We start from the raw sequence: 11,348 nt of genomic DNA on the forward strand, positions 1-11,348 counted from the left end.
GCAGTTGCCACCAACAGGACACCATTGGCCAGATCCCATGTCTCTCAGTCGCCGGACAGCCGTCTGCGATTGCTTCATTGTCCGTGTTGGGGTTCGCAGCCGACGCGGTCGCAAACCGGGGCCAGGACAATCCATTCTCGGGGCGGGGCGGATATCTGCCGACATAGATACGCGGGGCTCGAAGCAAGCGAAGCTGGCCAATGGTTTATTTCGCGGGGACAAGCCATGGCTTGTTGTCGATTGTGTCGAAGGCGCTGACGTTCCTAGGGTGAGGGGCCGGGCGGAAGCTGGTTCGCCCTGTCAGGAGGCCAGTGGGGATGAATATGGCGAAAACAGGTCGGCCCCACTTCCCCTCTCTCGCAGTGTGTCGCACTACGCGAATCCCGAACGGGGATTCCGGCATTTCGGTCGACAAGATGGTCGGAGAGGTAGCGGTGGTGTCCACGGGTTCGGGCGAGCTTCTGTCGGAGGTTCTCGGCGGAATGGGCGTCAGTGCGGCCGTTGTGCGACATCGGCTGCTCCCCGCCTACGCATCGGACATCGTTCAGGTCGTCACCGAGGTGGATACGGGTGGGTGGCGGCGAGCGTGCCCATCGGCTCCGGTGCTGAAGGGAGAACTCGAGCGCTGCGGGGTCGCGACGCGGTTGGTACGCGCGGTCACCCCGGGCGTGGCGGCGGGGTGCCTGCCGAACGACTCCGGTGATGGCGGCAGTCAAGTGGTGGTAGTGGAACCCGACGTGACGGAACTGTTTCGTGCGGCCGCCGAGACGGTTTCCTTGGTTGCGTTCGTCTGTGACGACCGGGAACCTGCCCGGCATGAAATGTCGGCGCCGGTGCTCGCGGCTCTGCGGGCCTGGGGGGCGGTCGGACCGCGGCAGGTCGTGCTCGGGGCCTCGCGCGTTTTGCGCGGGAGTCGAGCGAGCGATTGAGATCGTCGAGTGGGCGCGAGAAAACGCTCGGTGAGGCGCCAGACCGAGTCGTGCTCATGGAGACTGCGGATGCCGTCGATCGGCTGGATATCGACGGGCCCGTGTCGACGAATCGTCAGGAAGCAGTGCGCGCGGTCGCGGCGGGTTCAGATCTTGTTCTCCTGGTCGGTTCGGTGAATTCGTCCAATTCCCAGCGTAGCGGTACCGAGGCGTACCTCATCGACGATGCGAGTGAGTTGGATCCCGGGTTGCTCGTCGGCGTGAAGATCGTCGGTTTGACCGCCGGCGCCTCGACGTCGGAGATGTTGGGTCCGACTTGTCGGCGAAGTCCGGCATACAGATCCCTGATCGAAAAGGCCATGCGGATCGCCGAGGAAGTCGGGCCAGGCGATCGGCGAGTGTGAGCCCACCGTCACCGCCGGCCGAGGTGGTGGTTTCAGCGGTGTACATGTCCTATTCGGATGGAGAACAGTGGAGTGAGAGCGGGGTACGACTTTGTGCGAGGACGGACGGTATCGCTGCCCGATCGGCGTGTGTGTGCTGGTGACCCGCGACGATGGCGCGCTGCTGTTGGTGGAGCGACTCGGCACGGCCTACGCGGACGGAAAGCTGTGCGTGCCCGGGGGGCATCTCGAGCAAGACGAGTCGCTTGTCGGCGCAGCGGCCAGGGAGGTGTGGGAAGAAGTTGGCGTACTTGTGGAACATCCGGATCTGCAGTTCGTCCATGTAGCGCATCAACGGGACAGCGATAGACAGGAACGCCTCATTTTCTTTTTCAAGGCGTTGCGCTGGAGTGGTGAACCATACAATCGCGAACCTGAGCGGTGTAACGGGCTTTACTGGGCCAGACCCGGCGAGCTTCCTCCCACGGCGATCGACTACGTGGCGGACGCGATCACCTTGGCCAGCGAAGGCCAGGCGCTCTCGATGTACGGTTGGTAAGTGGTGCGGGACCGCGGCCGCTCACAACGATTGTGCCCCGTGTGAGGTGTTGACCTTGTCGGCCTCGGTGTAGCGACGAGCGGTGCGGAACCACACGTGCAGGCCGCTCGCCCAGCCTGCTGTGGCTCGCATCTGCCGCCGCAGGGGGCTGAAAAGAGGCTCGGTGCGCTCGATTTCCTCGACAAGTGAGTCGAGCCGGTATACGTAGGCCTCGACGACGGCAACTGCTGATCTGATGGCCGTAACGAGGGGGACGTTCTGGTGGTGCGCCAGGACGAAGACGTAATTGCAGAGGTCGAATCGATTGGTGCAGGCGAGATCTTTCGGAACGCCAAGGATGTCATTGTCCAGGCCGCTGATCAGGGCGACGAGAGCCGCGGTGTCGCGGAGGAGAAGACCGGCCGACCCCTGGCCGACGGGGCCGCCCGCCACCCACTGGTGTAGTGCGATCATGGGGCCGATGCTCATGGCATCCTGGCGCAAGGACAGATAGGCTGCGGGGTCCGGCAGCCGGTCGTCACGCAGGTATTGCTGCTGGCGCGCCATGCCGCGCAAGCTGGCGACGGTCCGGTCGGCGAGGAGGGGCAGACAGGCGGTTGCGCCTAATTTCTCTGTCTGCTCGCGCACGATGCTCAAGCAGCGCGCCGTGGCGGAGTCGTCGTCTCCGGGGCAGTGCCGTCGGCGCAGGATTCGATTGGCGGTGCTACTGATCTCACGAAGCGGGTCTCCTTGTTCCGCGACGCCGTCGTCGACAGCGGTCACGAAGGCGAAGAGCATGGCCAGAGGAAGCCACAGATTCGGGCCACTGCAGGGCGCGCACAGGCGCACGGCTCGGCCGCACTCAAGTGCGGAGAGCTCCTGCCGCGTGCTCCCGCTGTAGATGCCGATGTTCAAGGCGCAGTCGTAAACTTCTTTGTCGAAAGGATCCTCCTCCGGGACGTCCGGGCTCTGGGGGAAGAGCGCGTCGAGCCGCGCCCGCGCCCAGGGCATGAGCGCTTGCACTTCCTCGGATTCGTGTTGCCACAGCGGGTGAAGCTCGCTGACATGAGACATGGGAACTCCCTGGCACTCTGGACCGTCGATAGGTCGCCCGAATCATGCACCGTAACGGCGCCGGCGATGGGCAAAGGCCTCAATGGCTTCCAGTAGGTCGGCCCGACTGAAGTCCGGCCAGAGCCGGTCGCAGAAGTACAGCTCTGCCCGCGCTGCCTGCCACAGCAGGAATCCTGACGTGCGGAATTCACCGGAGGGTCGGATGACGAGATCCGGATCGGGCTGGCCAGCGGTGGGCAGGCGCTCGGAGATCAGAGCCTCGGTGACTTCAATACTGTTGTCGGCACGCAGATCTTCGGCAAGTGTGCGCATCGCGGCGACGATGTCGCTGCGACCCCCGTGAGCGATGGCCAAGTTGACGTCCATCCCGCGGACGTTGGAGGAGCACCGCTCGGCGGTATCCAGCAGCGAAACCAGCCGGGCGGGGAGCAACTCCGTCCTTCCCACATGGCGTAGCCGCCACCGGCGGAACGCGATGAGTTCGTTGATCACGCGTTCGTTTATGGCGTGCAGGTCGCGGATTTCTTCCGCGTGCCGGTGGGCGATGTTGTCGTCGGAGAGCATCCACAAGGTGACGACCTTGATGCCCAGTTCGTCACACCAGGACAGCACCTCAGGGATCTTGCGGAAGCCGGTACGGTGACCATCCGCGGCAGTGGGCAGTCCGCGCCGCCGGGCCCAGCGGCGATTGCCGTCCAAGATGATGCCCAGGTGTTGCGGGACGCCCGGTGGCGTGACGCCGGTCAAGGTCTGAGCCGTGGTGGCGATGTCGTAAGCAGTCATGCCGGCTCGTTCTCCTGAGACTAGAGGGCGGCACATCTTCCAGAGCCGTGTTCTCCCTGGCGGTCGTTCGTTGGGGGCGCACGAATTCGTGGAAAGGCGTCGCCATCAAGGAAAGGAATTCGGAGGCTATGGTTTCATGGTAGCTCGTAACGTAGTCGTGGTCACTGTTCGCGTCAATGCCGTGACTCGCCATACTGGCCGATCGGACATTGTTCGCGATGTGCTCGGTAATCCTTTGGGTACTACGACGCCCCAGTGCCTGTGGGCGCACGGTTTCTTCTGCTTGCGTAGTCTACTGTCAGCTCCGAGGAGTGATAGCGTTGCTTGGCCTGTATCACTGCGGCGTTTTAGTGGAAACATGTGAAATTTGACAAGAATTTCATCTCAAGATAAGAGTGCGAATGCGTCCCAGTATTAATCGAAAGATTGTCGGACCGGGCGAGAGCAAGGTCGCCGGGAAACCGGGTTCCGGCCTACCGAGCGTGCCACCCGAGGTGGACACGGCCGCTGTCGGCCGATGGCGTGATTCCGGCGGCGACCTGATTGACCTGCTGACCCGGGCACACCTGCTCGGCGGAGTCAGCTCGTTCCGTATCGGCCCAAAACCGACGGTTCTGGTCACGGATCCGCAAGCTGTGCAGCACGTTCTCGTCCGCCACACCGATCGCTACGTCAAACATCCACACCGGGCTCGTGTCCTGCTCGGCGACGGGGTAGTGGCCATCGCACCTGACGATAAGTGGAAGAGGCAACGCCGGCTGCTGCACTCCCAGTTCACCGGTGAAGGAATCCTTCGTTACGAACAGCGGATCGAAGACGCTGTCCAGCGTGTCGCCGACAAATGGGCTTACAGTGCTCGCTCCGGCCGACCACGTGATCTGGCGGAGGATATGGAGTTCTTCGCCATGGACACCATCTGGCGTACCTTGACCGGTCATCTTCTGGACACGGAAACTCACCGCGAGCTGCGTGCTCTGGAAACAGTGGTCACAGCCATTGCTTCGGTGTCCGCGCCCCAAGTCGAACTGGCGCCCCATGTAGCCGCTGAGCTAGCGAGGGTCGACGCCGTGGCCGAGCGTGCGATCGAGGCAGCCCACAGTGAACCGATGGGGCCGGCAGGCCCGGGAGTGCTCCATGTGCTGTTGGACGCTGTGGCGGAGTATCCTCAATACACCCGAAAACTGGTGCGCGATGAGCTGGTCACCCTGTTGTTGGCCGGCCAGGAAACCACCGCCACTACCTTGACTTGGGTGTTCGTTCTGCTCGCCGGCCATCCTGAGCTGCGTGAATGGGTTCTGGACACCGAGCAGACGGGATGCCCCGCTCGTACCAGCGTGATCCAAGCTCTGATCAATGAGACCTTGCGGCTCTATCCGGCTGCTTGGATAGTGCCGCGCACTGCGGCTGAGGACGATGTTCTCTGCGGATTCCGCATCGAGGCGGGCAGTAAGGTCGTGGCCTGTCCCTACCTGACGCACCGTGATCCCGCCATCTGGCCTGACAGCGACCGGTTCATCCCGCGGCGCTTCCTCGCCGCGGAACGCCCCAGGCGAACTGGCGCTTACTACCCTTTCGGCATCGGCCCCAGGACGTGCATCGGCATGCAGTTCACCATGCGTGAGATGACTATGCTGCTCGAGCATCTGCTACCGGCCTTCCTGCCCACGTTGCATGTGGCTCCCCAGGCCGTCTTCGGCAGCATTACAGTCAAACCTGAGGGCCCTGTAGTCGCTACCGTCGAGGCTTGTCCATGACCCGGTTCCGTTGGTGACACGGGGACGCTGTGATGCGCAGCCCAAGGTAGGACCGGCGGGTACGACGTATGACGATCAGCCGCACCCCAGCCAATCCGGCCGCGGCCTCAGCAGTCACCGACCGCTTTGCCGAGTTCCTGGCGTGTGAGCGCCGCCCACGGCGGCCCTAAGGTTCCCGTCTGCATCGGGCCCCTCGTCGCCGGCCACGGAGCGAACAACGCGCCTGTCGGCTCCTGGCGATCCCCGACCTCAACCACGTAGCCGAACACCTCGGAATCAGTCTGTCAACTCGGACATGCTGTAGGCAGAACCTTGATCGAGGCCGCCCGGTCCCCGTGGGCTCACGCTGACTCCCGCAAGTGAACAGCTCACACGGGACGTACTCCCTGTTCTCGAGCGACCCGACCGATCCGCCTGAACCCGGGCCGCGAAATGATCGCTCGGCAGATTCGGCGTGTGCGCGCCGCGCCGTCAACACCTCGTTCGGACTCGACAGCCGCTTATCAACATCGCATCAGTGGCGCACGTCTGGCCTGGTCGATCGGCTTGTATGACCTCTGCCCCGATGACAACGGCAGAGGACGGCGATGTATACCCCGAAGCGCTCCCGCTTTCGGCGCAAGGCTCACCCAAAGCAGCACCGGGACGGCGCGGCGCGGAATGTGGTGATCGGTGGTACCGTCGCCGGCCCGGCTCGGGGTGACAGCACAAGCGTCGTTGACGCCACGTGCTCCGCTCCACCGGTCGGAAGTTCGATGGACTCGGCCGCCCCCGGTAAGCCCGTACGGCCGCTGATCGCGTTCGTCCGTTTCCTCAGCGGCCTAGCCCAAGTGGGCTCGGTGACCGCGAGCAGACCGCTGGTCATGCAAGCGATCGACGACCTCCCCGAGGCCGTGCCGGGCGGTTGGCTGGGCGCGGTCGGCACGGGCGACAGCGGCGGGAACGCCTCGACCGGCGGCGCTCGGGAGACGTCCGCGATGGGACGGAAGCCGGAGCTGACGATCCCCAATGCTCCGGTGTCCGCGAGGCCGGCCGTCGACCACCGGGACACGTTGTCTCCGGCCAGCGGCGCCGTGCTGTTCCCGCTCCTCGACGCTACCGCAGGAAACGCGGCGCTCGCCGGAGCACAGGAACTGCTTGCAGGCCCAACTGCGGCGGCGATCGAGCTGGAACGGGAGCTGTCCGCGGTGCTACCGCCGCACGACGGGACGGCGCGCGACTGCGTGATCCGGCTCGACGCCTTGCGCCGGCACTTCTGCGGGGATGCGCTCGTGACCCGTGACGACTTCGCTGGTGGATCGTCCCGGCCTGAACTTGAACTCGCCACGGCTGTCGGCGGTGTGTGGTGCCCGGTGCGCGGCGCGATCCTTGATGTCGTCCGGCAAGTGCGCGAACTCGGCCCTGGCGCGATGGCGTTCGTGCTGATCAAATCCCCCAGCAGGGAACCCCACGGAATCGTGCTGCGCAATCACGGCGGAACCCCGCTGTGGTTGGAAACCCAAGCCCCTCCGGGCTCCCGGGTGCGGACCGTACCGCCGCCGCTGCTGGTCGACGCCCGGGTGCTCGTGGTCGCTCCGACAGGCCGGGCGGTAGCGCCGACCGCAGGACCGTCCGGGGCCGTGGACGGCCTTCTGCACCCCAACGACGGGCTCAGCTACGGGTTTTTCACGCGTGTGTTCGGGGACAGCGGCCGTGCGAGCACCGCAGTGCCCGTCCCGATCGGCCCGATCATCTCTTCCACAGGACGGACCGTCCGCGCCAAGGGCCCGGATGGCCGACCGATCAACTTGGCGCTGCACGACATCGTCTACCAGGTAATGCCCGGCACCGGGCACGGCGTCGCCTTTACCCGAGACAAGACCTTCCGGCTCACCGGCCGCTACCACAACGCGATCAAGACTCTACCCGGCGAGACCGTGCACGACGCCCGCAGGCGCACCAGCCGCCCCCGATCGCAATTCCGGCTCGACGGGGACTTCCACGTGCACGCCGAGGGAACTCGCGACGGGTTTGCGGTGCCACTGCGCAACGGCACCTGGGCGACCCTCGAACCTCGCCAATTCGCGACCGCGCTCTCCCGCATCGAACAGCTGCGGACGCTGATCCGCGCAAAATCCGGCCTCAAGGTCGTGCTGCTTTCCTCCGGCGACCACAACGCGAAGGACACTGCGCGCGGACTGTTCAGGGAGGGGATAAACGTGTCCATGCTCAGCAATAACGGTACTGTCTCCCAGCTCGCCGACGGACGCTTCGGCGTCGCCCACAACCGTGGCTGGAGCACATACAAGTCCAGCCCACGGCCCTGGGACTGGTGGAAGCCGCAGCACCACCGGTTCGGCGTCTACTCCGACGGCAACATCAACAATGTCACCTTCTTCGAGAAGCACCTGCCGACGGCCAGATACATCCCCGACGCCGATCCCGACGCCGAAGTTGCGCTGCAAGGCAGGAACAAGCACGGTGACGTAATCGGCTTCTTCCCGCATGAGGTCGTACGCATCGGCCTGACTAGTACCAGTACCGGGTACGAACGCACCAACGGCCTCGACCTAACCGGCGACCACGAGGAACTGCTCGCGGAAATGGTGGGCCACCTCGATCAGATGACCCACGTCGTCCGGACCTTCCCCGGCGAAAGTGCCTGCGACATCCGCCGTGTCGAATGGGACAAGCTGCGCGATCGCGACCCGAACCGCCGACTCGTGGAGGTACCTTGGCCACCTGTAGTGCTCACCACCACCGACCAGAGGTCCGGACGGCCCAGGAAAGTCCGCGTCGGCCCCAACGCGATCATTGCGCATGGCCACTCGCGTGCCGTCCGGATCGCGATCGAGCGGGACGGCAAGGAGAGGCACCTCAGTGTCAGCGGCGACACTCTCATCGGCCTGCTGGTGCAGTTGCCGGAGTTCCAGCAGATGTACGCCGTCAACCCGCATAGCCCCTTTCTTCTGCTGATCTGCGGCACCGCGCAGTACGGCGCGCCGGTGCTGAAGGGAGCGGTGAAAGCAGCTCGGTACCTGACGCTGCCCAATACCTTCATAGGCTCGGGCAGCGACATCGTCGTGCGCAAGCAGAAGAGCGGGCCGATGCTGTCTGTGATGGACGACGCCGGTTTCACGATCAGCTCTCGCGTCCACAGCCACGAAGTCACGAAGACCCACGCCCGCTATCGGGAACCAGGGCCTGTTGGTGGCACCTCAAGTGAGACGCCTCAGCCTCGGGCGTCTCGCACCGAGCGTTCCGCACTGGAGGAGTTCCTCGACCCTGTGAACCCACCAGCCCACCGAACCGCCTGCACCACGGGCAGTTCGCGCCCGCAGGCTTGAGCAACCGGTGTTACGAGCTCCCCGCTCTGCGGCTGGGATGTCGTCGTGGACGTGGCTTCGTTCCTGCTGGCGTCGCACCCTGCGGCCAGGAATCCGGCGGCCCATGTCTCTGTGTCGGCGCCGCTGCTGTTCCTCGCGACATGGAGAACGACATCCGACTGTCCGATTCCTGAGCTTGCTCACGCCCGAGCCGCCCTGTAGTGGACCGAGCGTCCCCGGCCAGCCGGCTGTGCCCGCGATCGACGACTGATGATTTACCGCGTATAAACCAGGCCGATCGAGAGCGACTGGCGTCGAGTCAGAGCGTGAGCAAACGCAAACATCCCAGTTGAGTGCAACCGAGAACGACCGAGGTCAAGACCCGCCGATTAACCGGAGGGTTCTTGGTTCGAGTCCAAGCGGGGGAGCACAAGGCCCAGGTCGTCGACCTGGGCCTTCTTCGTGTCTTGTGATCCACGCGTCAGCCGGGCTCGCCCGGCAAGGCGTGCGTTTCCGTATGGCAGAGCGGGTCAGCCGCCAACGCGGCCCAGGTCTCGCCGGGATCGAGGAACCGCCAAGCCGGGTACGTCCCGGCGGAAGCGCTCGCGAGGACGGCGTGGACGGTGTGCGCGGCGACGACACCGCTCAGGCGGTATGGGTCGGTGGTCCGGAGCAACCGCCACGTTGTGGGGCCTTGCCGGTCGAGGTCGCGCCGTCGCACGAGGATCGTGTAGTGGGGCGCGTGTTCGGAGAGGTCTTCGGCCGCGGCCTTGGCGAGCTCTTCGGCCCAGGTCGTGGGGTCGTCGGGAGATTCGGCCCAGGCGGTGGCCAGTGTGGTCGGGATCCGTTCGGACACGTACACCGAGTGGCTCCGGAGCTCGCCGACGCCGTGGTGGCGCGCGAAGTCCACGGATTCGGCGGTCAGATAGGGCAGGGCGTGCACGGCATGGCCGAAGCGGGGCAGGGTGACGTTCCATTGTGGACTCTCTGATCCCTTGACGACTTCACCGTCGCGCCACGACGCCAGCGGCGTGCCGAAGTCGGGTCCGGTGGCCAGCAGGATGTCCTGCGCCGAGACCGGCGTGATCCGGACGGGCCCGCCGACGTGCAGGTCGATGGCGGTGCGCGCGGGATCGTCGCCGAGCAGCCCCCGGGGCAGGATCGCGGTCAGGCCGGGCATGACGCCGGCCGAGATGACGGCGAGGCGATCGGAGGGCGGCAGCGCGACGAGCCTGCGGAGCAAGGGCTGGTCGCCGGCGACGTCGACGTAGTGGGCGTTCGCGGCACTGGCGGCGAGTGCGACGGTGTCGAGGACCCGGTACGAGGGGCCGGCGCAGTTGAGGACGACGGTGGCTCCGGCGCAGAACGTGGCCAGGGAACGGTTGTCCGTCAGATCGACGGCATGCGCGGAAGCGTTTTCGCCTAGTTCTTCGCACAACGCGGACGCGGAGCGAAGATTCCGGCCGCCGACGCGGATCGGGATACCGGCCGTGGCGAGTCGGCGGGCCGCGGTGGCGCCGACGGCGCCATAGCCGCCGAGGATCGCGATGGTCATTGCCAGGGCCTTTCCGGGCGGGGGCGTCGACCGCCCAGACGATTTCTGATATTGATAGTCATTGTCGGAAACTGGGTGAGGGAGTGTGACCGTGTTCGATGTCATCGTGATCGGCGGCGGGGCCGCCGGGTTGAGCGCCGCGCAAGTGCTGGGCAGGCAACGGCGTTCGACGCTCGTGCTCGACGCGGGACGGCCGCGGAACGCGCCTTCCGACGGCGTGCACATGTTCCTGAGCCGGGACGGGTTCTCCCCGGCGGAGCTGCTGCGCGCCGGCCGGGAAGAACTGTCCCGCTACGAAACGGTCCGGCTGGAAAGCGTGGCGGTGACGGCCGTGTCCGGCGAACTGGACGACTTCCGCGTCGAGCTGGCGGACGGCCGCGTCGAGCGGGCCCGGCGGCTCGTGCTCGCCACCGGGCAGGTGGACGAGCCCTGGGAGATCCCGGGGCTGGCCGAGCGGTTCGGCGAATGCGTGTTCCACTGCCCGTTCTGCCACGGTTACGAGACCACCGGCAAAACCCTCGCCGTACTCGGCCGTGACGTGCCGCAGGTGATGCTCGGGCTGTACGTCGCCGACCGGTTCGGCAAGGACGTCGTGGTGCTGACCGACGGCGCGCACGAACTGCCCGTCGAGGCGCTGGCCCGGTTGGACAAGGCGGGAATCCCGGTGCGGACGGATCGCGTCGAGCGGGTGGCCGGTGAGCTGGACGCGGTGGAGATCCGGCTGGCCGGTGGCGAGGTCGTGCGGCGCGAGGCGCTGTTCCATCGGGCTCCGACGCGCCAGGGCGCGCCGTTCGCCGCCGACCTCGGCTGCGAAATCCTCGATGACGGCTGTGTCCGGGTCGACGAGTTCCAGGCCACCACGGTGCCCGGTGTGTCCGCGGCGGGAGACCTGGCGAGGCTGCCTGCGCTGCCCGACGCGTTGACGCTGGTCAGCCAGGCCGCCGCCGATGGGGTGCGGGCGGCGGTCTGGCTGGAGCAGGGCCTGTTCCGCGCCGGGCTGGCCGGCGCGGAACAGGCTTAGCGACCG

At 65.9% G+C, this 11,348-nt stretch carries 9 protein-coding genes; 6 read left to right on the plus strand and 3 right to left on the minus strand.

What is annotated here, in order from left to right:
• The first annotated feature begins 437 nt into the window (after positions 1 to 437).
• The 3 genes from ACIBTM_RS36480 (at position 438) to ACIBTM_RS36490 (ending at position 1,871) form a co-directional block, all read left to right on the plus strand.
• Positions 438 to 929: a hypothetical protein gene (locus tag ACIBTM_RS36480; protein WP_395881718.1), complete on the plus strand. Its 492-nt coding sequence runs from the start codon at positions 438 to 440 to the stop codon at positions 927 to 929.
• Between the two features lie 56 nt (positions 930 to 985).
• Complete coding sequence (locus ACIBTM_RS36485; protein ID WP_395881719.1) at positions 986 to 1,333, plus strand: hypothetical protein; 348 nt, start codon at positions 986 to 988, stop codon at positions 1,331 to 1,333.
• Positions 1,334 to 1,466: 133 nt separating this feature from the next.
• Complete coding sequence (locus tag ACIBTM_RS36490; RefSeq protein WP_395881720.1) at positions 1,467 to 1,871, plus strand: NUDIX domain-containing protein; 405 nt, start codon at positions 1,467 to 1,469, stop codon at positions 1,869 to 1,871.
• 21 nt (positions 1,872 to 1,892) lie between these two features.
• Here the strand turns inward: ACIBTM_RS36490 and ACIBTM_RS36495 are convergent, their stop codons facing one another.
• The gene (locus ACIBTM_RS36495) at positions 1,893 to 2,924 is read right to left on the minus strand and encodes a hypothetical protein (RefSeq protein ID WP_395881721.1); all 1,032 of its coding nucleotides are present in this window, start codon (positions 2,922 to 2,924) and stop codon (positions 1,893 to 1,895) included.
• Positions 2,925 to 2,966: 42 nt separating this feature from the next.
• Positions 2,967 to 3,707 (minus strand): polyprenyl diphosphate synthase, encoded by a 741-nt coding sequence (gene uppS, locus ACIBTM_RS36500; RefSeq protein ID WP_395881722.1) that lies wholly within the window; start codon positions 3,705 to 3,707, stop codon positions 2,967 to 2,969.
• 401 nt (positions 3,708 to 4,108) lie between these two features.
• On the opposite strand from uppS, the gene ACIBTM_RS36505 reads away from it, so the two are divergent.
• Positions 4,109 to 5,461, plus strand: coding sequence for a cytochrome P450 (locus ACIBTM_RS36505; RefSeq protein WP_395881723.1), 1,353 nt, complete (start codon positions 4,109 to 4,111; stop codon positions 5,459 to 5,461).
• A gap of 755 nt (positions 5,462 to 6,216) precedes the next feature.
• Entirely contained in the window at positions 6,217 to 8,787 is a 2,571-nt protein-coding gene (locus ACIBTM_RS36510) for a hypothetical protein (protein ID WP_395881724.1), read from the plus strand.
• Between the two features lie 460 nt (positions 8,788 to 9,247).
• Here ACIBTM_RS36510 and ACIBTM_RS36515 read toward each other — a convergent pair whose 3' ends face one another.
• Positions 9,248 to 10,321, minus strand: coding sequence for a saccharopine dehydrogenase NADP-binding domain-containing protein (locus ACIBTM_RS36515; protein WP_395881725.1), 1,074 nt, complete (start codon positions 10,319 to 10,321; stop codon positions 9,248 to 9,250).
• A gap of 85 nt (positions 10,322 to 10,406) precedes the next feature.
• Between ACIBTM_RS36515 and ACIBTM_RS36520 the strand changes: the two genes are divergently transcribed.
• Positions 10,407 to 11,342 carry an NAD(P)/FAD-dependent oxidoreductase gene (locus ACIBTM_RS36520; protein WP_395881726.1) on the plus strand — a complete coding sequence of 312 codons (936 nt, stop codon included), beginning with the start codon at positions 10,407 to 10,409 and terminating at the stop codon, positions 11,340 to 11,342.
• Positions 11,343 to 11,348: the final 6 nt, after the last annotated feature.

It is taken from the genome of Amycolatopsis sp. NPDC049868 (genome assembly GCF_044461365.1).
GTDB lineage: Bacteria > Actinomycetota > Actinomycetes > Mycobacteriales > Pseudonocardiaceae > Amycolatopsis.